The sequence below is a fragment of the Flavitalea plasmicola genome (assembly GCF_030546645.1).
Classification (GTDB): Bacteria; Bacteroidota; Bacteroidia; order Chitinophagales; family Chitinophagaceae; genus Puia.
Window position 1 is genome coordinate 94,925 of sequence record NZ_JAUOTO010000013.1, and the last position, 23,291, is coordinate 118,215.

The 23,291-nt window shown below is 50.2% G+C and carries 19 protein-coding genes; 8 read left to right on the forward strand and 11 right to left on the reverse strand.

Annotated features, from left to right (window positions below; all coding sequences use genetic code 11):
* The first annotated feature begins 97 nt into the window (after positions 1-97).
* On the forward strand, positions 98-2,032 hold the full coding sequence (locus Q4E93_RS34000) for a tetratricopeptide repeat protein (RefSeq protein ID WP_303592530.1): 1,935 nt from the start codon (positions 98-100) through the stop codon (positions 2,030-2,032).
* A gap of 33 nt (positions 2,033-2,065) precedes the next feature.
* Here Q4E93_RS34000 and Q4E93_RS34005 read toward each other — a convergent pair whose 3' ends face one another.
* Both Q4E93_RS34005 and Q4E93_RS34010 read right to left on the reverse strand, forming a co-directional pair.
* Complete coding sequence (locus Q4E93_RS34005; RefSeq protein WP_303592532.1) at positions 2,066-3,247, reverse strand: metallophosphoesterase; 1,182 nt, start codon at positions 3,245-3,247, stop codon at positions 2,066-2,068.
* A gap of 106 nt (positions 3,248-3,353) precedes the next feature.
* Positions 3,354-3,668, reverse strand: coding sequence for a hypothetical protein (locus Q4E93_RS34010; RefSeq protein ID WP_303592534.1), 315 nt, complete (start codon positions 3,666-3,668; stop codon positions 3,354-3,356).
* A 341-nt stretch (positions 3,669-4,009) separates the two neighbouring features.
* Between Q4E93_RS34010 and Q4E93_RS34015 the strand changes: the two genes are divergently transcribed.
* Positions 4,010-6,514 (forward strand): YfhO family protein, encoded by a 2,505-nt coding sequence (locus Q4E93_RS34015; RefSeq protein WP_303592536.1) that lies wholly within the window; start codon positions 4,010-4,012, stop codon positions 6,512-6,514.
* A gap of 41 nt (positions 6,515-6,555) precedes the next feature.
* Here the strand turns inward: Q4E93_RS34015 and Q4E93_RS34020 are convergent, their stop codons facing one another.
* The 5 genes from Q4E93_RS34020 to Q4E93_RS34040 are packed head-to-tail and all read right to left on the reverse strand — an operon-like array spanning position 6,556 to position 15,331.
* Complete coding sequence (locus tag Q4E93_RS34020) at positions 6,556-7,251, reverse strand: DUF4998 domain-containing protein (RefSeq protein WP_303592538.1); 696 nt, start codon at positions 7,249-7,251, stop codon at positions 6,556-6,558.
* Positions 7,252-7,261: 10 nt separating this feature from the next.
* Positions 7,262-8,449 carry a DUF5000 domain-containing lipoprotein gene (locus Q4E93_RS34025; protein WP_303592540.1) on the reverse strand — a complete coding sequence of 396 codons (1,188 nt, stop codon included), beginning with the start codon at positions 8,447-8,449 and terminating at the stop codon, positions 7,262-7,264.
* Positions 8,450-8,470: 21 nt separating this feature from the next.
* On the reverse strand, positions 8,471-10,360 hold the full coding sequence (locus Q4E93_RS34030) for a RagB/SusD family nutrient uptake outer membrane protein (protein WP_303592542.1): 1,890 nt from the start codon (positions 10,358-10,360) through the stop codon (positions 8,471-8,473).
* A 16-nt stretch (positions 10,361-10,376) separates the two neighbouring features.
* Entirely contained in the window at positions 10,377-13,514 is a 3,138-nt protein-coding gene (locus Q4E93_RS34035; protein WP_303592543.1) for a SusC/RagA family TonB-linked outer membrane protein, read from the reverse strand.
* Positions 13,515-13,549: 35 nt separating this feature from the next.
* Positions 13,550-15,331, reverse strand: coding sequence for an alpha-L-fucosidase (locus Q4E93_RS34040; RefSeq protein WP_303592545.1), 1,782 nt, complete (start codon positions 15,329-15,331; stop codon positions 13,550-13,552).
* 102 nt (positions 15,332-15,433) lie between these two features.
* Between Q4E93_RS34040 and Q4E93_RS34045 the strand changes: the two genes are divergently transcribed.
* Positions 15,434-16,867, forward strand: a complete 1,434-nt coding sequence (locus Q4E93_RS34045; RefSeq protein WP_303592549.1) for a sensor histidine kinase — start codon at positions 15,434-15,436, stop codon at positions 16,865-16,867.
* 10 nt (positions 16,868-16,877) lie between these two features.
* Positions 16,878-17,576, forward strand: coding sequence for a response regulator transcription factor (locus Q4E93_RS34050; protein ID WP_303592550.1), 699 nt, complete (start codon positions 16,878-16,880; stop codon positions 17,574-17,576).
* 63 nt (positions 17,577-17,639) lie between these two features.
* Here Q4E93_RS34050 and Q4E93_RS34055 read toward each other — a convergent pair whose 3' ends face one another.
* The gene (locus Q4E93_RS34055) at positions 17,640-18,140 is read right to left on the reverse strand and encodes a cupin domain-containing protein (protein WP_303592552.1); all 501 of its coding nucleotides are present in this window, start codon (positions 18,138-18,140) and stop codon (positions 17,640-17,642) included.
* Between the two features lie 358 nt (positions 18,141-18,498).
* Here Q4E93_RS34055 and Q4E93_RS34060 point away from each other — a divergent pair, with 358 nt between their 5' ends.
* The 3 genes from Q4E93_RS34060 (at position 18,499) to Q4E93_RS34070 (ending at position 19,931) form a co-directional block, all read left to right on the forward strand.
* Positions 18,499-18,687, forward strand: coding sequence for a hypothetical protein (locus Q4E93_RS34060; RefSeq protein WP_303592554.1), 189 nt, complete (start codon positions 18,499-18,501; stop codon positions 18,685-18,687).
* Entirely contained in the window at positions 18,684-18,974 is a 291-nt protein-coding gene (locus Q4E93_RS34065) for a hypothetical protein (protein WP_303592555.1), read from the forward strand. Before Q4E93_RS34060 ends, Q4E93_RS34065 begins: the two co-directional genes overlap by 4 nt.
* A gap of 255 nt (positions 18,975-19,229) precedes the next feature.
* Complete coding sequence (locus Q4E93_RS34070; RefSeq protein WP_303592557.1) at positions 19,230-19,931, forward strand: DUF1826 domain-containing protein; 702 nt, start codon at positions 19,230-19,232, stop codon at positions 19,929-19,931.
* A 72-nt stretch (positions 19,932-20,003) separates the two neighbouring features.
* Here the strand turns inward: Q4E93_RS34070 and Q4E93_RS34075 are convergent, their stop codons facing one another.
* The 3 genes from Q4E93_RS34075 to Q4E93_RS34085 form a co-directional block, all read right to left on the reverse strand.
* Positions 20,004-20,597: a hypothetical protein gene (locus Q4E93_RS34075; protein ID WP_303592559.1), complete on the reverse strand. Its 594-nt coding sequence runs from the start codon at positions 20,595-20,597 to the stop codon at positions 20,004-20,006.
* Between the two features lie 86 nt (positions 20,598-20,683).
* Positions 20,684-21,709 (reverse strand): S26 family signal peptidase, encoded by a 1,026-nt coding sequence (locus Q4E93_RS34080; RefSeq protein WP_303592561.1) that lies wholly within the window; start codon positions 21,707-21,709, stop codon positions 20,684-20,686.
* Positions 21,710-21,738: 29 nt separating this feature from the next.
* Complete coding sequence (locus Q4E93_RS34085) at positions 21,739-22,305, reverse strand: DinB family protein (RefSeq protein WP_303592563.1); 567 nt, start codon at positions 22,303-22,305, stop codon at positions 21,739-21,741.
* Positions 22,306-22,600: 295 nt separating this feature from the next.
* Here Q4E93_RS34085 and Q4E93_RS34090 point away from each other — a divergent pair, with 295 nt between their 5' ends.
* The gene (locus tag Q4E93_RS34090) at positions 22,601-23,281 is read left to right on the forward strand and encodes an NAD(P)/FAD-dependent oxidoreductase (protein WP_303592565.1); all 681 of its coding nucleotides are present in this window, start codon (positions 22,601-22,603) and stop codon (positions 23,279-23,281) included.
* Positions 23,282-23,291: the final 10 nt, after the last annotated feature.

Here is a 23,291-nt window from a genome sequence, read left to right on the forward strand (position 1 = left end):
CTTGCGCAGATCTACCAACCAATTATGAGAATTAAATTCTTTCTTATATCTTGGAAAGTGATCAGGTCAGTATAACCCGAAAACCATATATGATCCAATGATTAACCAATCTTCTCTCGCTGAAAAGAGCGTTCTATTCCGGCGCATCCATAAGTTTACAATATGTTTCCTGCTGCTCCCACCACTATTCTGTAATGCTCAATTTACGGAAGTATCCATATTAGATGACGGCCTGGCCAAGCTGCAAAAAGGTAATTATTCCGCTGCCATTGGGCAGTTCGCAAAAGTGCTTGAACAATACCCTGAAAATTATGCGGCCAACCTGGGAATGGGCATTTCCTTGCGGGAGACTGGGCGGCTGGATTCCGCACTTTTGTATCTTGACCATGCCGTCAGGATCCAGCCAACTGCAGAATCCTATTTAAACAGAGCAGTGCTGTTTTATGTCGAAAAGGAAAAAGCAAAGGGAGAGAGAGATGAGCAGACAGCCATGCGCATGCAGCCAGGTTCGGCGCGCATATATGAACTGCGGGGTTATTGCCTGTTGATAAAACAAGACTATGTGAAAGCCATCACGGTTCTTGATTCAGCCATTTCGAAGGACAAAACCACTTATAAAGCATACGTAAATAAAGCATCTGCCTTAAGCAACCTGAAAAAATACGAGGAAGCGATTGCCGTACTCGACCGTGTGATCGAGCTCAACCCTGACTATTTGAATGCCTGGTACGACAGGGCTTATACTTATATGCTATCAGGGAACATGGAACAAGCCTTCGTCGATTGCAATAAGCTCATTGCGCTGGATGGCAAGAACATAGACGCCCTTCTTCTAAGAGCCGATATAAAAGACCGGTCCGGCGATGACGCAGCGGCGATGGAGGATTGCATGCAGGCCATAGCCATCGATCCCAACAACGCCAAAGCATACAATCTACGGGCTTTGACCAGGTTTGACGCACATGAATACCAGGAGATCATTGCAGATTGTAATAAGGCTATTGCATTGAAACCTGATTATTATGACCCATATATTCAAAGAGGGGATGCGTATGATGATCTGGGAGACTTCGATAAGGCGATAGCGGATTATAAAAAAGCCATCTCGATCGATCCCACCAAACTCATAGCCTACCGGGAATGTGCGGCTTCCGTGGCACATAAGAATGATTATAAAGGCTCCCTCTATTATTTGAACAAGGGTTTACAGATCGAGCCGGACAATAAATATTTATTGGAGCATAAATATCAGATCCAGCGCTACACCGGTGAACCCATGGGTGCGATTTCCACATTGGATCAATGCATAAAGCATTATCCAGACTCTCCAATGGCTTATAATATGGAAAAAGCCTATATATATGACTCCCTCCACGACAACGCCAACGCATGCAAATTCGCTTTCGAGGCCTTGAAAGGCGGTCTGATAGACGGTCATGAATATATCACCGCCCATCCTTGCGCTGCCTACAAAAAGCAGCCATTGGTCCTGGCACAACCGTACATACTCCAGGCACAAAAGGAATATGCCATGGGAATGTTTAATGCCGAAATTGCATCCTTTACCAAGGCCTTGGCGCTACTGCCGGACTCCCCCACTCTCTACTACAATAGAGGCGCCGCCAAAAGAAAGCTCAATGATTTCTCAGGAGCCATTGGGGATTATAACAAGGCCATCAGCCTGCGACCGGGATTCTCCGACGCGATTGCAGCCCGTGCAGTGGCAAAAGCATATCTGAATGATATCGAAGGTGCAAAGAAGGATTATCAGCTGCTCTTCAAGATCAATCCCGGTTACGCCATCGCGTATAATAACTATGCATCGATGATAGCCGAAACGGACGTTCCAGGGGCAATCGACTACCTGACAAAAGCCGTACATTATAATAAGAAGTATACATCGGCATATTTAATGCGGGGGAAACTCTATCAAAAACTCGGAAAAAAAGAAGAAGCATGCGCCGACCTTAAACAGGCAGAATCCCTCGGCTCGGACGATGCCAAGATCGAACGGATGGTCTACTGTAAATAATGACCCAATAGTAGAGCCGCCACCATAATTGAGCTACGATGTACGTTTTAATGTGATCACTGCCACTTCCGGCCACATGCCGATCCGCCCCTTTAATCCCAGGAAGCCGAACCCCCGGTTAACATACAAAAAACGCCCGTTGTTCCGGTAAAGTCCGGCCCATTGCTTGTACACATATTTGATAGGGCTCCACTTAAAGCCGAACAGCTCGATGCCAAATTGCATGCCATGCGTATGCCCCGACAGCGTAAGGTGGACGTGCTGGTGATGATCCAGCGTTACAGCTTCCCAGTGGGAGGGATCATGCGACATAAGGATCTTAAAGGCATCATCAGGCACTTCCGTGGTGGCCTTCTTTAAGTCCCCGTATTTATGGAAGCCGCCCTTACCCCAATTCTCCACACCTAACAGGGTAATGGATTGTCCATCTTTGAAAAGGGTGATCGCCTCATCCAGCAACAGCCGAAAGCCGATCTCGGCGTGGACCTCCTTCAGCCGGTCCAGGTTGTCACGTTTGGCTTCGGGCGTCGCCCATTGAATATAATCGCCGTAATCATGATTCCCCAACACGGAAAATTTCCCCATCGGTGCGGTCAATCCGGCAAAAGCTGGTATCCATCTGTCCATTTCAGATGCAAGGTTATTCACCAGGTCCCCGGTGAACAAAATAATTTCACTTTGCTGGGCATTCACCAGGTCCAGCCCTTTTTGGACGCCGGCGGCGTTGGTAAAGCTGCCGGAGTGGACGTCCGTTATCTGTGTAATGGAAAACCCATCGAAAGCCTCGGGCAGATCAGGGAAATAGATCGTTTCACGCCGTACTCGATAAAAATGCCGCCCGCGCGTAATACCGAACAGCACAAGGAGGAACAGCACGGCGGCCATACCCAGCGTCAATTCGCTTACCCACCACGCCCGCGGCGGAAACCCGCGAAACAGCCGGATGATATCTTCCACCAACAAAAAAGGCAGCGAAAACAGACGGGGGATAAATGACAGCAGCATAAGCCCTAACAGCCAGGTAATCAATGTATGCTGGGTACGGGAGCCGCGCCGGACGTAAATGGCAGCGACTATGCCAATAATTAAGAATAAGTCGATGAGCCAATAAGCCCATAAAAATGCACTGGGATCTACCACGGCTCTTAGAGCCTGATAAAAGTAGACATCTGCGGCCAGCCAAAGCAGGATGATCAGGGGGAGTCTTTTTGCCATTATACAGGGTAGACGATCGACCCCGGGAAATATTTTAAAGATTTTTACCTTTTTTCCCGAAAGTTCAGCTGGTGTCTACCCAATAGCCTTCGGAAGGGCATTACCGCTACTCCAGCTTCTTTGCGTCAGCCGATAGGATGCTGTTGATACCCTCCGTCAGCTGTCGTTTTGCCTCGCTAAAGCATTCTTCCGCTTCCTTTTTCGGTGTGCCTTTGATTGCCTGCCTGATGGCCGTTTCGATAACAGGCAATGCCTCCCGGACCGGAGAACTTATGCTGGAATAGCTTTGACCCAGGACCTGCAGGATATGCTTGTAGTTCTCATAGGAGGACATCAGCTTGCGGGCGCCGCTCTGCGAATATTGCAAAGGCAGATTTTCCCGTATCGCCGTAAGTTGAATTTTGACTTCATGACTGGTCATTGGCCGTTTTGCCTAAAGGTAACTTTAATTGCCTCAGTAATCCGGCCCCTTCGCGAATTTGGAAGGAGTAATTACCTTCTCCTGAAAATAAGGAAAAGTATCACAATTAAAACCAGGGTGCCAATGCCGATGTACATATGATTAGAATTTTATGATGACGCGTTTTTCGCAATTCACTACCTAAGTAAATGATAAAAAAGCGTGCCACACATATAAATCGCTTAATATGGATGGAAAAGCCCGTAGAGGTGTTTATTCATAAATCTTTCAAGTGTTGATCGGGAATATTCTCTACACTAGTTCAAAATACCATTATTTTTGGCAGGATTAACTCATCCTATATGAACTCACCGTTTTTGAAAAAAGCGCTGCCTCATGTCATAGCTATTGTTGTTTTTTTCATCGTTGCCGTTGTGTTTTGCAAGCCTGCCCTGGAAGGGATGGTGGTCAACCAGCATGATACGCTGGGCTATAAAGGCGAGGCGCAGCAGTCGTTTGAGTACAGAGAAAAATACGGGCATTTCCCTTTATGGACAGAGAGCATGTTTGGCGGTATGCCGGCGTATACCATTGCGCTGGAGCAGCAAAGTCCGATATCATTAGGTTGGCTGTCTTACCCGCTGATGCTGGGGTTGCCGGCGCCCATCAGCTATTTCTTCCTGGCATGTGTATGTTTCTATATCCTTTCACAGGTATTGCGTATCAATCCCTGGGTCGGCGTATTGGCAGCCCTCGCCTATGCATATGCCACCTATGATCCCGTCATCATCGCCGTAGGGCATGTCACCAAGATGCTGGCCATTGCTTATGCTCCGGGGGTCATCGCCAGCCTGCTGCTCCTCTATCAGCGGCGATGGCTCTGGGGCGCGGCACTCTTCGTCTGCTTCTCTTATTTCCAGGTCAGCACCCAGCACTTGCAGGTGGTGTATTATACGTTGATCAGCGCAGGCTTCCTCACTATATATTATCTCATCGACAGCTGGAGGAAGAAAGAAGAAGTGAAGCCATTATTCATCGGAATGGCCATTGCGGCAGGCGCCTTCGGCATTGGTTTTGGCGCCTACGCCGTATCCAATTTGCCGACGAATGAATATGCCCGGGAAACGATGCGCGGCGGAAGGACAGAGTTGACGGGCAGTAATGCAGGTAAAACGATGAGCAAAGGCGGGCTCAGCCCTGAATATGCGTTTTTGTGGAGCTATGGTATAGGAGAGACATTCAATCTGCTGGTTCCGAATGCGCAGGGACCCGGGTTTCTCGGCAGGGCCGTAACGGGCAATTCGAAATTTGTCGACAAGATGACGGAAGTCGGGGTGCCGGAAGACCAGGCCCTCGCCATCGAAAATAAATATAGCTATTGGGGCAATCAACCCGGTACTGCAGGTCCGGCCTATATGGGTGCCGTCTGCTGGATGCTGTTCATTCTCGGGGTGGTATTTGTAAAAGGCTGGCAAAAATGGTGGCTGGTAAGCATCACCATCGTAGGTATCGTACTGGCCTGGGGCAAGAACTTTTCCGCCGTCAATGATCTCCTGCTTTACCATCTTCCATTCTACAATAAGTTCAGGGCCCCCACCATTGCCATGGTGCTGCCGCAATTCGGGATATCCTTATTGGGTGCACTGGGCCTGAATGCGCTTATCCGCAGCCAGGAGTCGGCCGGCATCCTCTGGAAGAAGTTCGAAAAGGCGATGATCATCACGGCAGGCCTGCTGGCGGTGACGGCAGGCTATTATTTCACGGCCGGCTATAAGAGCGACGCCGATGCCATGATCCAGCAAAGCTTTGTACAGATGGCATCCAGAGGGCAGCAGACACCACAGATGCACCAGCAGGCTAACGAGCTCGCCAGCTCGCTGATGAGCGGCATACGGGCAGACAGACAGTCGATATTCGGCAGCGACTTGCTGCGTACCTTTATACTCATAGCCCTGGCGGCGACGCTTATCGCCCGGTACCTGAAAGGCAAATACAAGCAGCAGGCGCTACTCTTGACCGGATTGCTGGTACTCAGTTCCTTCGATCTCCTGGCGGTAGGTAGTCGCTATCTCAATCAGGAAAGCTTTGTCGATCCGACGGAATATGAAAGCCAGATGGCGCCCACGACAGCCAACACACGTATAAAAGCCGATCCCGAAAAGAATTTCAGGGTGTTCGACCAGACGCCCGGTGATCCCTTCCAGGATTCCCATGCCTCTTACCATCACAATTCCGTCGGCGGGTATAGCCCCGCCAAATTAGGTCTTTACCAGGACCTCATCGAAAATCAGCTGACAAAAGGAAATATGCAAGTGTTCAATATGCTGAACACAAAATACTTCATCCAGCCCGGAGGCAACGGGCAGCCCGAGGCAAGGCTCAACCCCGGCGCCTTTGGTCCCTGCTGGCTCGTGAAAAGCATCCACTACGTGAAGGACGGTAACGAGGAAATGAAAGCCCTGGATAGCGTGAACGTCCGTGATACCGCCATTATCCAACAACAATATCAACCCCTGGTGAAATTCCAACCCGTAGAAGATTCCACGGCAAAGATCCAGTTGGTGGCAAACCTGAACGACAAGATCACCTACAAGTTCTCCGCAAAGACCAATCAATTCGCCGTCTTTAGCGAGATCTACTACGACAAGGGTTGGATTGCTTTTATAGATGGCAACAAGGCCGATGTTATCCGCGTAGACTATGTTCTCCGGGGTATGCCCATCCCGGCGGGAGATCACGCCATCGAGTTCCGCTTCGAGCCGAAGTCCTATTATTTAGGCAACAAGATCACCACCTGGTGCAGTATCCTGGGCTACCTGCTGCTGATCACGGCCATCGTAGTGACGATCAGAAAAAAAAGCTTCTAACGATGGCGAGGTCCATTCATCGTACGGGGCCGGATACAGCGTTATTGCGGGCTGATCGTGATGGTGGCCGCGGCACTGGCAAACGTGTCGATAGCCATGGGCTCCGGAAAATACAGGGCCCGGTATTCCAATGTGCCGCCATCAGGGAAATGGGCGAACTCCGCAAAACCATTTTGCGCATTGACAGGTACTGTCGTATCGCGACTTACGCCATCCATGTCCGTGTAGTAAGCGCGGGCGCCGACCAGTCCTCCAAGAGGGTCATAAGCACCCCATACCACCATGCCGGCATGATCATCCGTGATAGCAGAGGATGCCACCGGGATATTCAGCAAAGAGGCTTCATAGTCCGCTCCGTACGCTCTTGCGGTGATATAGGTGGTGACGGAATGATCACCTTTCGCATCATAGGTAAATACTTCGAAATTATAGGCTCCTTCAGCCAGGCCATCGATAATGGTATTGACAGTGTCTACGCCCGATGTCCGTTTCAGCAGAAGGTCTGACGAGTCGACATGCCCGTTCCAGAATATTCTTGCACCCACCACCGTTGGGTCAGCCTGGACGAGGAAATGCAACTGTATCCGGTTGCGGCCCGGAAAAGCCTGTAAAGAGTCCGGCTTGCCGGGGTAGATCTCTTCCCCGCCAGCGGTGTATTTTTTATAGTTGTTGGCCTTTATACAGGAAGTCCAGACACCCACCGTAATAAGCAGGATCAGTATAAGAACATTTTTCATGAGCTGTTTTTTAATAAGTGCCCCAGAAGGAGATTTCCGCAATGTTGGCGGCATTCATCGACCAGGTAGAGAATATTTTGATACGTATATAGCGGGCAGGTGGTACATCCAGTGAAACGTTCATCTGTTCCCCCGCCACAGCGGCATCGATATCTGCCTGGCTGTCTTGTGTTTCGGGCAGCCCTGAGGGTTTGATGATCTGATGTGAAAGCACCTTGAACCAGCTGTTGTCCCAGCTGCCGTCGGGATTGGGATGGGTGGAGCCCCATATCTCGAACACTCTGAGATTGTTCTGGGCATAGATCCAATCTGTCGACTGGCGTTGCCACAGCGCGCATCGGCTGAGCTTCACCGTCTTTCCCATGTCGAACGTGATCCATACAGGCCATCCCCCGGAGGGTACGGGCTGTGAGTGCCAGATGCTCCAATCGCCGATTGAATTGTCCCAGAGATTTGGCATGGGCAGGCCCCAGTCGTATTGTATATCGCCGGGCAGGTCCAATTCGCTGAATGTGCCTTTATCCACGAACTTTTCATAATAGGGCGACAGAAAGACGGTCAGCGTATCGCTGTGGTTACCATACTGGTCTTTTATGAAAACGCCGAACTTCCGGCGTGCCGTGTCAAAACCGTGAACGGCGAAACTATCCGTCCAGGCATTGGTATAATGGTTGTTCACCGCCGTATACTTACCTGTGCTGTCGTTGCTGCAGGTGACGATGACGATATGGGCGGTGTCGGGATTGGTGAACAGGATATTGATGCCTCCAAAATCCGCCTTTACGGTAAGGCTGCGGAATACCCGCATCACGGGCGGCAGCGTAGGGTTCACCGTAACCACCACAGGGTCTGACTTCACCTCGCCTCTTGTCACGGCATAGAGACTTACCTGGTGCGGCAGTGTATCCGGAAAGCCTAGTACTTGCAAGGAATTGTTATAGTAAGAGGCTTTCACCTGCTGTACATCACCGGGACTTCTGTCGAAAGTGGCCAGGACATACAGCAGCCCGTCACTGTTCGGCAACGAATAGGTCAGCTCCGCACCGCCAGGAAGGTTCTTCACCTGCACATTCGCAACAGGAGCAGGTTTGGGCCCTCCGGGCACCGTCGGATCGTGGGTTTCTTTTTTACAGGCACACAGGATCAGGAGCCATAAGAGCCCTCCTGTAAAAATGCCTTGGGTGTATTTGGATCGCATGGATTTGCTATTTTGAAAGGCTTACCAGCCCGGGTTTTGTAAAATGTTGGGATTGATGGTCACATCCTGTACCGCCAGGGGCCACAGGTATTGGCGAGGTTGGAAAATTTGGGTATACAATATCTTGCGGCGATAGTAGAAGTTGGGGTCCGCTTGGGTGACATCCCATCCTACCACTTGTTTATTCCACTCCGTGATCGCCGTCTTCCAGCGCAGCAGGTCCCAGAACCGTGACCCTTCGAAGGCAAGCTCGATCCCCCGCTCCTGACGGATGATATCACGCAGCCCACTCTGTGTCTGGAACTTGGAAGGATTGTTGGAATACTGTGTCCAGGCGTCCTGTACAGCTGGCAGCCCGGCCCTTGCCCTGATCAGATTGAGGTATTGATATATATCGCTGGATGGACCGTCCGCCTCGTTCAGCGCCTCTGCATACAGCAGGTAAAGGTCCGCCAGCCTCATCTCCGGCCACGGATAGTCGTCGGTAGTGACGCTCTGCCCATCCTGGATGACATAATTCCAATTCACCAGCTTCTTGGTGAAATAGCCCGTTATGGAATACCCGGACGTGTTCTTCTGCGATTGCGATTGTCCCATTTTTGCCTGGATCCCCCACATCTGGTTGGCCATGAAATATTGCGAGCCGTCGAAGGCCATGTCCGCATAGAAGCGTGGCTCCCGGTCGAAATTGATGGTGGCCGTTTGATAGCCCGACTGGAGGTAGTAATTTTCCGAGTCCACAGCAGTCCGCAGGGAATAACGGTCCGCATAGTTATAGGTAATGTCTTCGTTGATAGGCACCCCATGCATGGAATAGAACAGCTCCACCATTTTCATCGTGGGTGCCAGCTGCGCCTGCGGCACCTGGTTGGCTAGCCGGCTGGGATCCAGCCGGGGTATGCAAAGGGTCTGCATACTGGTAGCGCCGTTACCATCCCATGCAGAAGGACGGCTGTTTGGATTACCCCAGATGGTTTCTGAGTTCCATTTCTGGCATATGGCATTGCGAATGCTCATTTCCGTGTTCAGGACATCAGGCAGGGTGATCAGGCTGTTGCTGAACTTGTACAGCTTGACACCTGCCGTATTGCACGCCTGAATGGCGGCAAGGCAGGCATCGGCGGCGCGTTGCCATTTGGCAGGCTGTGAGGTGGGGTTGAAAAAGGGCTTTCCGTCCAGTGCTTTAAAGGAACCATAATCCGTGTTGCCATTGAACAACGGGCTCGCAGCTGTCACCAGCACACGGGCTTTTATCGAAAGGGCGATGGGACGTGTGATGCGTCCCAGCTCGCTGCTCTGATCCGCAATGGTCAACGGCAGGCGGCTGGCTGCCGTATCCAGCAGCCGGCATATATAGTTGACGGCAGAATCCACGGTGACCCGTTTGATCTTCATTTCGTCGATGCCCGCGGATATCGGCAGGTTCTTCTCCACGATGGGGATAGGGCCATACTGGCGCAGCAGGAGCCAGTGATAATAAGCCTTCAGAAAGGTGACTTCCGCTACCCACCGGGTTTTTTCATAGGGCTCCAGGTCCACAACATGATCTATGTTATCCAAAAAAATATTGCAGTCGCGCAGCGCATTGAACATATTGCCCCAGATGCTCATCAGGGGACCGTTGGAATTCTGCTGCCCCATGGCTATATGGATCGGGTCCTGGCTGGTATTCTGGAAATAAGGGCTTTGCCAGACCTCATCGCCTGCGCCAAACGCAGGATTATTGTTGTACGACCCATCGTTCGGCAGGTAGCTATAGCAGGTGAACAGATATTTTATGGCTTCCTGACGTAGGGTAAAGGCATTATTGATGGTGGCGACATCGTCGGGAACGATATTGATGTATTTTTTGCACCCCGGCAGCTGCGCTAGTCCGCAGGCAATAAATAAAGTTATGATGAGATTTTTCATGATCTTCTTTTTGTTGTTAGAATGACAGCAACAGCCCGGTGTTATACACCCGTTGGACGGGATAGCCCAATCCTTCACCCCCCATCTCCGGATCCCAGAGTTTGAACCTGCTGATGGCAAGCAGGTTGAGGCCATTGAAATACAGCCGGGCATTGCTGATCCTGTAACGGTGCAGGAAAGCCGAATTGAAATTATATGCCAGCTCCACCGACTTAAGCCGCACGAAGGCGCCGTCATGCATCCACCAGGTAGATGTCCATTGATTGTTGGTGATCACCTGGCTGCTGAGCCGGGGCCAGAAGGCATAGAGATTCTGACGCGCTTCCGACCAGTGGTCGTCCGCAATCACCTTCAGCAGCCCATTCTGCTGTCCCGTGGATGTATTGAGCGCGAATGGCTGGATATCATTGGCATTAATAAAGAAGGACGTCCTTGCATTGCCTTCCCAGAAAGTGCTGAGCTCGAAATTCTTCCATCCAAGCGTGAACCCAAAGCCATAGGTGATCTCCGGCGTAGTAGGGAGACCGATTGGCACCTGGTCGCCTGCTCCGTCTATTTGTCCATCCTTATTGACGTCGCGGTACTTAATATCACCGCCACGCACTTCGCCGAAATTTTGTACGGGCGAGTTGGCTACTTCCTTGTCGTCTACAAAAAGCCTTTCGGCTATCAGTCCCCATTGCTGCGACAGCGGATGACCTACGTGCGAGCGATACGCTTCAGGGTAATTGGGTTCTTCATTCACCAGCATTTTGCTCGTGGCATACGTAAAGGTGCCCCGCATAGCCACCCAGAATGCCTTGCTCAATGTCTTTTGTAAGTTCACCTGCGCTTCCATCCCTTTGCCTGAGGCTTCTCCTGTATTGGCCAGCGGCGTATTGCTCAATCCCATCGTATTGGGAATGGTAGACCGTTCCATGAGGATATTCTTCCTGCGCTCCGTATAAAAATTCACATCTACATTCAGGAGATGAAAGAGCTGGGCTTCAAAGCCGATGTTGGTCTTATAAGATTTCTCCCAGGTGACGTCGGCATTGGGATATCTGTTGACGGTAATACCCGGTTGTGAAAACCCGAAATTCGTTCCGAAATACTGGGTCTTACCGGCATCGTTCAGGTTGATGTCGGAAAGATAGAAAAAGCGCTGGTTGGCATCTCCTATCTGGTCATTGCCCACCAAACCATAGGTGGCACGAAGCTTAAGCCGGGAGAGTACTTTTGTCAGGGGTTCGAAGAAGGCTTCATTGGAGATATTATACGCTACCCCAAAACTGGGAAAGAACCCAAAGCGGTGGTTTTGGGCAAATCTTTCAGAACCGTTATAGCCAAAGTTGAACTCTGCGAGATAGCGGTTGTCATAGCCATAGGTAAACCTTCCCGAAACACCCTCGTTACGATGGGCCAGGGACCCTGCCAGGGACCCGCTGTTGCCTTCCTGGCGGCCATACAGGGTGCCGATCAGCATTCCGCTGACAGTTTGACGATTGCCCAGATCATGGTTGTAATTAGCCGCTATCTCCAGGTAATTGGTCGAGGTGACATTTTTGGCTCCTTCCGAATAGCCAAGGTATTCTGTCCCGTTGCTGTTCAGAGGCGCCAGCTGCCCCGTCTTGGTATTGGGCACCACGGAGTAGGCATAATAAAAAGGATGATACCCTCTCGATACGTCATAATGTGAATACCTGTTGGTATACGTCATAAGACGTGCCGTGAGACCTGGTATCAGAAATCGCAGGTCCTGCTTCAGCTCCAGCTGGGCGATGAGGGTGGAATTCTGGAACTGCCCGTATCCTGAGACCATGTCTGCATAGGGATTGTCATAGAGCGAGGTGCCCGAAAGAATGGCATTCCCAAACAGTGGATGGAGAAGGTTGGGTGCATAGGAGGCAGGATAGACAGCAGGGAACATGACGGGATTGGCCATAAGGGCATTGTGAAAGATATGGCCTCCGCCCCCGATGGGGCCGTTATAGTCGTCGAATTGCCCGGAAGTACGGATGATGGCCTGGGTCGTAGGTGTAAAGTCCAGGGTGACATTGGAACGTATCTCGTAATTACGAAGGCGGATATTGCTGTTGAAATTATTGCGCTTGTCCACTTTCAGTACCCCGTTGTCGATATTGTAGGTGCCAGAGACATAATAATGGGCATTCTTGCTGCCGCCCGTGATATTGAGGTCGAAACGCTGGTTATCCGTGTAGTCCTTGATCAGCTGCTTGATCCAGTTATTGGACGGATAAAGGTAGGGGTCGGCATGGGCGGCGGTGTTATCGATCTTCTCCTGTGAATAGGGTGTGGGAAGGGAGGGCGCGCGCGTAGTCACCGCCTCGTTGGCAAGGTTCATGTACGTGATATTGTCCGCGAACCTGAAGCTCCTGGTGTTGGAGGATAGCGAATTCTCTCCGCGAAACCCGAATTTCGTCTTTCCTGCCTCACCTGTTTTGGTGGTGACAAGGATTACGCCATTAGCGCCCCGGGCGCCATACAGCGAGGCGGCAGTGGCATCCTTGAGAATGGAGAACCCGGCGATATCGTCCGGCTGCAGCCTTGCCATGTCAGTGACGGAAGACTCCATTCCATCGATGAGAATAAGTGGATTGACATTGCCCGTGCCGAAGGTGGTAATCCCCCGGATAAAGAAGTTGGCGTTGTCGGCGCCCGGCTCCCCGCTGCGTTGAAAGGCGATGACGCCTGCTACAGTGCCTGCCAGCATGGTGGTCAGGTTGCTCGTCGGCCCCTTGAGCTCTTTGGGATTGACAGTGGTGATGGCGCTGACCATGCTGGATCTCTTTTGGGTGCCATACGCTACTACCGCCACTTCATCCATGGTATTATGTTCACTCTTCAAAGTGACATTGATGACATTGTCGCCCTTGATGTCGATCTCCTGTTTTTTAAATCCGACAAAGGAGAATACCAGCGTGCCGTTGGCAGGCACTTTTATCTGGTAATGCCCCTGCTGATCCGTCGCGGTGGCTTTGCCTCCGCTGGTTTTGAGAAAGACGGTGACGCCCTGCAGGCTGGCCGTGTCGGAACGCACCGTCCCATGGACAACGATATTGTTGTCCTGGGCAGCCGTTCGCAGCCAAAGCAGCGTGCATGCCAGGCATACTATTTTTATGCCCCGGCTGCGCGGGAAGAAGAAAAAAGACATATGCAGAAGTTTTGGTTTACGGTTTTACAATAGGGTCAGTTGGTCTTTTTCAGCTGTATGCTCCGGACATTCACGGGCTGCCAGCCATCCGGTTGCGGGGTCATGCGGACAGTATAGATCCCTGGTCCGGGTATTGTGATCCGCCCCATATTCATTTTTGTATAATCCTCATACCCTCCCGTGTCCGGGAGCCGGCATTTCAGCGTCTCATTACCTATCTCTATGGCAAACGCACTGGCGTCCGATGATGTCGACAGGGTACCCCAAATGATGTAGGTACCCCCCCGCGGCACTTTTATCTTCCAGGCTACGTTGCTGGCGGTGTCCGTCCAATAGCCAATATTATGGTTGTCCTCGCCGCCTTCCATCCTAGCATATCCGTTGGCGCCGTGATTGTCGATTACAGCTTGCTGTGGGAGGAGGTTATAGGAGTCGGAAGGGTCCGGTGAAACGACGTAGTCCGGCGTCATCACTTTTCCGTCGATGCGCAGTTTGATCACCGTGATCAGGCTGTCAGGGGATGCCTGCGAGACATCGAGCAGTAGCCCTTCATCGCCAGGTAGGGTGGTCACCTTGTCATGACGCTGCATCACCTCCGCGGAAATCACCTTGCCGGCAAACCCCGGGACCAAAAGACGGCCGTCCTTCGGCCAGTGGAGGACATGAAAATACAGCGTGGTCCCGGCATCGTCCACCCGCCGGGTGCAGCGTCCCCAGGGGAGCCAGGTAAATGGGCTTGCCGTCGTGCCATAGATGGATTCGCCATATTTTTCCATCCATCGGCCTACGCCCTGCAGTCGGGCAACGATCGCTTCGGGGAAGCGGCCTTCCGCATCAGGACCTACATTCAGCAGGTAATTGCCGCCTTTGCTGGCGATGTCGATGAGGTTCTTTACGATGTCGTAAGTGCTTTTCCAGTTATTGTCATTGACCTTATACCCCCATGTATCGTTGATGGTCATACAGGTTTCCCAATCCCTGCCGGGAACGCCCGTACCGGGTACGTACTGTTCAGGAGTGGTAATATCGCCGGGAATATTGCCTCCCAACCGGTCGTTGGTGACGATGCCGGGCTGCAAGGCGAGGGCTGCATTGAATTTGGCTGCCCGCTCTTGTGTCATGTCAGAGGGAACGTCCCACCAGAGTTCCGCCACATCCCCATAACGGGTCAATATTTCTTTCACCTGCGGAACGGCTACCTTATCGAGGTATTCATCCATGGTGCGTGTGGTTTGTGCGCTGTCCCAATGGCCATTGGCGGCCGCTCCGCCAGGATTATACCAGTCGTTGGCCTGGGAATAATAGAAGCCTATTTTCATATCGTGTTTACGACAGGCCAGGACCAGCGGCATCAGCAGGTCTTTGCGATAAGGGGTTGCATCCGCAATGTTCCAGCTGCTGGCTTTGGAGGGGAATAGGGCAAAGCCGTCGTGATGCTTGGCCGTAATGACAATGTATTTCATGCCTGCCTGTTTGGCCAGCAATACCCATTTTTCAGGATCGTAATGCTTGGGGTTGAATTGTCTGGCAAAGGCGGCATATTCCGCACGGGGAATATGGGCGTCCTGCATCAGCCACTCTCCCAGGCCATCATAAGCCTTACCGTGGTAGATGCCTGCGGGGACGGAATAGACGCCCCAATGTATGAACATGCCAAACCTCGCTTTGCGCCACCAGTCCATTTTGTTGGGGGCAGGGGGCTCTACGGCCGAAATGGTGCGCCGATCAGGAGGGTTAAGGGGTTGCGCTTCACAGGTGGAAAGTACGGAAAATAGAAGTCCTACCGCTGAAATACAACGGCTTAGAAAATTTATCATGGGTATTTTACAATTTGAAAATGAAATTAAAATTACCTTCAACAGGAAGTTGTCAACACACTTCTAAAACATTGTAAACAAAAATTAAAAGTTGCGGGGCTCATGTTCAGGCGGAAGATTTTTACATTGACGGTGGTCGCGGTTGTCAGCTTTATCATTCTCTGTGGGGTACAGTTCTTTCTGCTGTATAACACCTATAAGTTGAAGAATGCCCAGTACCATCTCACCTGCGCGGCCAGCATCGAAAAGGCATATGGCAACAGCATCAAGGATGACAAGGTCTATCCGGGCGGCGCTGCGATCCTGGACAGCTATATATTGGGACGCATGGATACCCTCGAAAAGATCTTAATAAGGGATACCGCCGCCTTCAGGACCGTGCGGCAGCAGCTGGGAGACAGCGTAGTCAGGGCGCTGCGTGAGAAGAACAATATGGACAGTGTGCTGGCTCCCGTCTTAAAAAGCAATCCCCACATCGGAAGCCTGCAGTATGGGCTATATCTTTCCATGTTGGAAATATGCTTTTCTCCTGCCAGGTATTATCCTTTGTATACGCGTGGTGAAAAGAACATTTTCATGGATGAGGCGGTACAGACTTCTGCGGGTGCGCTGATAGGTGGAACATTGAGAGAACCCGCGCCTACCAACTCGGTTGTCGAGATCACCGTTGCTTCGGGTAATGATCACAGCTACCGCCTGCGGTTCGCCTTGTTTGCAGATACGGGCGAGCGCCGATGGGCCATTATCCGGCTCATGATGCCTGCCTTCCTGCTGTCCGTGTTCTCCATCCTATCCGTCATGGTCATTTCGTACCTCGCCTTCCGCAATTGGGGGGTTCAGAAACAGCTGTCCGAAATGAAGTCGGATTTTATCAACAGCATCACCCACGAATTTCACACGCCGCTGGCGACCATTATTATTGCGAATAGAACGCTGCAGAATAAAAAGCTCACTACCCATGTGGATCATATCGACCCGCTGGCCAATGTCATCGAGCGGCAGAGCCACCGGCTAAAATCCATGATTCAGCATGTCCTGGACATAACGACCATGAACAAGATCATCCCGGACAGCAAGCTGGTGTCCGTTCATGGTATGCTGGAGGACATCATCCAGGACTACCGTGTGAAACAGGACCCCTCCCATTTTGATATCTCTCTGGGCAAACATGCTCAGTCGGATACGGTCATGGCCGACCCTTTCTGGTTCTCGACCATTGTGATCAATATTCTCGACAACGCGGTGAAATACAATGATAAGGAGGTAAAGGGCATAGAGATATCCACCAGTAATTTCCGGAAGCATCTCCTGGTCGAGATGCGCGATAATGGCTGCGGTATGGACGAAAGCACAAGAAAGTATATTTTCGAGAAGTTCTACCGGGCGCCTGACCAGGTGAAAAAAGAAAGCAAAGGGCTTGGGTTGGGCTTATATTATGTAAAGATGGCCGTGCAGGCACATCGGTGGAAAATAGAGGTAGACAGCCGTCCCGGCGTGGGCAGCGTTTTTTCATTGATCATCCCTTTGAATATATAATTGGAAGTATATGCAGTATAAGATCTTGCTGATGGAAGACGAACAGGATTTAGGCGGGCTGATCAGCCGGTACCTGGAAGCGCACAATTTTTCCGTTGTTTGGTGCCTGGATGCAAAATCGGCCCTCGTACAGCTCATAGTGGAAAAGGCAGTGTTCGACGTACTGCTGATAGATGTCAGCATGCCGGAGATCAACGGCTTCGAATTTACGGCGAAAATACTGGCCTTGGGTGTGCATACGCCTTTCCTGTTCGTCACCGCACGAAACGAGAAAGTCGACAGGCTGCATGGATTGAAACTTGGCGCGGACGACTATATCGTAAAGCCTTTCGACATCGACGAACTGGTGCTGCGCATACAAAATATTATCAGGAGGAACAGGACAGGCCAGCCGGCGCCTGCAGCCACCTCGCGCCTGGAGCTGGGTGATGTCCGGTTTTTTAAAGACACATTAACGCTCCTCGTAGGGAACAATGCCCCCATCGAGCTGACGTCCCGTGAAGCAAGCCTGCTGGAGATACTCCTGGGCAGCGAGAACAGGATCATAAAGAGGGAAGAGCTTCTATCTAAAGTATGGGGGGAATATGAGGCATTCGGCGGAAGAAGCGTAGACGTGTTCATTTCAAGGCTGCGAAAATACCTTTCTCCTTCCATGAATGTCAGCATTGACAATGTGTACGGGGTGGGATTTATTCTGAAGGTGCGGTAGTAAGCCTTCACCGTCCAGGATATAGACCCAATGAAACACTGCCGGTTTGTTTGAGCCCGGTACTTACTTTTTATTTCCCGGGTCATCGTTCGGGTTCACATAAGTTACGCCGGAAGGCCCATAGCCTGTAATCTCAACGATGATGGGTTCATCCTTTGTCATAGCAAAATGGTTTTGGTCCCGTACTTCAGAGTAAATGCTGCCAACAGGCAGTTTTTTTAATTTGCCTTCATCAAACTTATCGCCATAACCAAAGTACCAGGTTCCCGAAACGACAGTCCCTACCCTGTCATCAGGATGCAAATGTGCAGGGATTTTTGTGTGGGCTGCCACTTTAAGCAGGATGGTATACAAACCAGCTTTTGAAGGGTCGCCATGGATAACAACTACCCGGACAGCCCCCAGGTTGGATGAGCCCGGAGCCGACGGTCCGCTTGCTTTTGTATGTAAGATTTCCTGTGGTGTCATACGAAGCTGCCCGCTATCGTTCTGCTGTGCACTTGCAGTAGCACAATAAAGCATTAACATACATATTATTCCTGTTATAGTCTTACGTGTATACATAAACTGTATTTTATTGATGATGTTGAATGGTTTAAAAGTCATGAAAGCGCCCTCTCTGAAAGCACGGGATTCCTGCCCACATTTTATTTTTGACGATAGGCGGCCATGCTTTGCTTTATACGCCACCATAAGCCAAAGCAAATGCCATTTATTTAATCAGTTGTATATCAACAATTATCCCCATAATAAAAACCGCAGCCAACGCGGTATTTCGCGGTTTGGCGAAGAATACCGCGACATTAAGTGGTGTTTTGTGTTTATCTTTAAGTGGTAGCCTATTAAAAAAACACGCTTACAAAGCAGCAGTACACGGATCTTTTTCTATGCGTTTTATTTATGTAGCAAAATGGCCTGGTTTATGAAAATAAGGTTGGCAAAAACTGTTTTGAAACAAGTATTGCTGCTGAGCCTTCCAGCGCCAAAGGAACACCTGGACACCGCACCGGAGGGCCCCATAAAAACGATGGAGGAAAATGAAAGAGACCATATCCTCTCGGTACTTATCTTCGGCACACCTCAACTCCATCTATGGACAAAACGGCGATGAAAGCAAGAGCGACCCGCAGGCTCAAAACCTGTGCGATGATCTGTCTGGGTTTGCTGGCGCTGACCATTATCAACGACCTTCTCCGCGTGTATCAGACAAGACAGGAGCTGATTAGCCCATTGATACCCGACACGATCGTTCAACACATCAATCAGTCGTACCTGCAACAGGCCGTTATCAGCGCTATCATGCTCCTGATCGCCATCGGAATGTACCTCCTGAAACGTTATTGGTATGCCATTTTGCTCGTGGCGATCACGCTTGTGGGGAATCAATATCTTGGCTAGTCCTGCGTTGGATGTTTCGGGCGGAAAATATTGGGAACGATTTTCTCCTGATGGGAATATTCAGGCGCGGGAACCATGGCTTGTGTCAGCCAAAAACAACTGTATCTAATTGATCTTTAGCAAATTAAATAAATACAAAAACATTGGCACGTCGATTGAATTACACTCTTCGGTTTTTCATAGGATATTGGATTTAAAAACGGGCTGGATTTCTATCCGGGCCTTTTTTTTTGTCTTCCTATATTTATAGCAGCTATGATGACAAATTCACCGCATGCTGATTCTCCCATTCAATGTGTCACCAATTTTCAAGACCTTGTTTCCACGCCTTTTAGTGGAGCGACCAATGCGATTTGTTGGACGCGCGAACTGAGAGGCGATTTTGGTGAAATTGTAGAAAAGGTAGCGCTGAGCGGAAATATAACGTCCATTGAACCGGCGGACCTGGCCGCACTTCAACTGAGTGAGCAGGGGCAACTTGCCCGCGACATTCTTTTAAGTGACTGGAAGGCATTAGAAGCACATGGCGCATCACCCGTCCTCAATGTGATCACCCATTATGACCGGGATGATACCCACCCGTTTTTCCCCACCGATGTGTATTCTTTTCATGTAGACCGCGCTCCCATACCGATCGACACCTTTTTATGCACCTATTACGGCGATCCGAGTGAAATACTGCCCAATGCCCAGGCCCAAAAGAAAGTGCTTATTCCGACAGTGCGTGACGCCCTTAAAAAAGAATATAATGGACCCGAAGAAGGCTTTGAATCGTTCTTACGTGACCATTGCTTTGATCTGCATTACGCAGCTGCACCCCATGCACGTCCGATAAGTGCAGGCCTCGGTCACCTATGGAGGTTGGCGGTTGCCCATCCTGGAAGCAAAGTTCCTCCCTGTATTCACCGGGCCCCGAAGGAAAAATCCGGGCAGCGTAGGCTGCTGATGATTTGCTGAATTGCTTACATTATAAAGCAATTGACCGCTCCGATAATACAAACGCCGCCGGGAAAAGGCATACACCAGACACTAGAATTCCTTATTTGCCAAAAAAGTTATCTTTTGCCCAATCTTATTCATCAACAGTAATAAATCTCCATCGTGAAAACCCCAACAGGAGATAAAGTCGCTTTCGATATTGGCCTTAAGTAAGGCTTCTCTAAGGACGAGGCCGCTGTAACCAAGGAAAATGACGTATTCGGCCAGGTCTTTATTCTGATCATCGGGCTCGGCAAAATTTGCAAAAAAAGAATACAGGCCTTTTATGAGGTGTCTGTCTCCGTAAGTATCACAGTCGAAGGCCCAATCGACGGAGATCTCGGTAGGATCACAGTTGGCATTTATCCCTATTTCAACATTGGAACCTTTGCCATCTTCCATATTCAGAGTATCCAGCCCCAAATAGATGCCCTTCACGTCCCGCAAACGCCCCAAGGCCTTCTTTATCCACCGGGTTGCCGCGCTTATATCGGCATCCATGTATTTAACAGAAAATTGTTCCCAGTCCAGTGCAGGATAATTCCTCTTCGCTGCTTGAAGGATATTTTTGAAGGCTAGCTCAGGACTAGCTTGCAGGGTAATCTCATTCCGGATATCTTCAAAAGGAATTAATTCGAAGTCCATGAACAACAAAGTTTGAAGCGAATATATATTATTTTATGTGTTTGCCTAAGATCTAAAAAGCATTGCTATCATACGCAGGAATTCCGTCACAGGATCACCCATACTTTGCCGATCACATGATCTTCCGGCACAAAGCCCCAGTACCGGGAGTCCTGGGACCCATGGAGATTGTCACCAATCATCCAATAATAATTCATTTTGAAAGTATAGCTGGTTTCTTCGCGATCATTGATATAGATCTTGTGGTCCCGCGTGTCCAGTTTGTTGCCCTCGTAGGTGCGAATGATGCGTTCATAGATCGGATAGTTGAGTGGCGTCAATTGTATTGACACTCCCTTTTTGGGGATCCACAGCGGCCCGTAGCTGTCTCTCGTCCAGTGATGTATTGCATCATTTGGGAAAACTCCTTCGGTAGAGGAGTCTAAATCCGGGCTGATCTTTCGGGCTAAACCATCCTTTAGCATTTTCTCCCGGGCTTTCCAGGTCAGGAGCATATCGAATTCCGTCGCATTGCCGGCCGGGTGAACTTCTTCAGCGTTCGTGATGTCCAGGCCATACCGGGCCTTCATCTCCGCTTCGTCGAGGGGCTGCCCGTTGGTGACGACATGAAAATAGGTTTCCGACTCCGGCGTCCAGGCCTGCGCCCGTCCATTGATATAGACTACTTCATCCCGCATTTCGACTGTATCTCCAGCAGTGGCGATGCAGCGTTTTAAGTACACGTCCCGCTTATACACCGGGCGAATGGCCAGTGGAAATTCATCCGGGTTAGACAGGACGATTCGTCTGCCGGAATCGGCGTTTCCACGCCCCAGTTCCCGGATGACGTCATAATAGGGTCGCATGGATTGGTACTCGGACAAGTTGATGACGGTGTCCCCCTCGGGGAAATGGAACACGAGGATATCTCCTCGCTTGACCGGGAGATAGTTTAACTTGTTTACCAATACCATGCTCCCGCGTTGGATGGTTTTCTCCATGGCCATGGTGGGTACACTATAGGACCCGACCACAAAAGTCCTGACCAGGAACCAACACGCGACAATAATGACCCCGACACCGATCCATATCCAAACGGTCGGTAACCGCTTACGTGAAAATCCATGTTTCATAGAAGGTTCCCTATTTTTTCCCGATAAATTTATCTTACACCTTTTGCCGGGTCCCAGTTGTTCGCGAGTTTGCGGATGATGATGATCTGTCCCGTGTGATAGGCGATGTGCGTGTTGAGATGATCGATGCCGGAGGCCCATTTCTTCAGTTTGGCCTCGTCACAGGTTTCGATTGCTTTTTCCCAGTCTGCCATGACTTGATTCAGTTGCTGCACGGTAGAGGCCCAGGACGCCTCTGTAAAGGCGGTGAAGGTCTCATTGTTGTTACCGCTGAAGGCGGCAGATTTGTTGCCCTTGAAATGATCCAGCTGAGTGCGGCTCCAAAAGAGGATATGATAGGTCAGTTCGCCGACGGAGTGAACGGAGTCAGCGGGTTTCCACATGGCTTGTTTGGCGGTGAGGCCTTCGATGGCGATGGAAATGGGAGCATACCAGTCTTCTTTGTTCCAGGCGTTGCGGAATTGTTCGAGGAGGATAGCACGAAGGGTCGCTTCCTTTTCCGGCTTTTCTTGGGCGGCGGCAGTAGTGGTGAAGATCAGGTTACTGCTGACAGATAGGAGGGCGACAATAGCAATGGGGACAAGGTGTTTGCGCATGGGGCAGTTGTTTTCTCAAATATAGGAATTCCCAATCCTTTCGCATTTTATGCAACAATGTTGCAATTAAATAATCTACCCTTATCTTTGCCCAAAATCAATCGCATGACAGATATCAGGGATTTTGAAGTGATCATTATAGGCGGAAGTTACGCAGGGCTTTCAGCTGGAATGTCATTAGGGCATTCGTCAAACACCTCACTCCCATAATTTTATTACCCAGGATGGCGAAAAGCCAGCTGAAATTGCAAAGAAAGCAACAGCGGAAGTGTTGAGATATGATACGGTCACATTTTTGAAAGATACCGCCATCGGCGGCAAAAAAGTCGAAGACGGTTTTACAATCACTACCCTGTCAGGCAAAGAATTCCATGCGAAGAAATTAATTTTCGCCACCGGTATAAAGGATACCATGCCCGATATAAAAGGTTTTGCCGAATGTTGGGGGATTTCCGTAGTGCATTGTCCTTATTGCCACGGATACGAATTCAGGGGAAAAAACACCGCCATTCTTGCCAATGGTGCAAGGGGCGTTCATTTAGCATCGATGGTCAATAACCTTACGGACAAGCTGACATTACTTACCAATACCAGGGCGGATTTTACAGAGGACCAAACCATAAAATTAAAGCACCTCAATATTCCAATAATTGAAACAGCCGTTACAGAGATCGAACACAAAAATGGATCAGTTACTAGTGTAATTTTCTCTGATGGCATTTCAAGATCTTTTGATGTGCTTTATGCTGCTTTGCCCTTTACGCAGCATTCTGGCATACCCGCATCGCTGGGTTGTGAACGCACCGACGTTGGATATATCAAGGTGACTCCCTTGCAAGAGACCAGCCTCGATGGCGTATATGCCTGTGGCGATAATAGTAACATGATGCGCTCAGTAGCGCTTGCGGTCTCTTCAGGCAACGTGGCAGGAGCTGTGATAAATGGGAAACTGGTAGAAGAGAATTTCTGGATGTAATGCCGCCGAC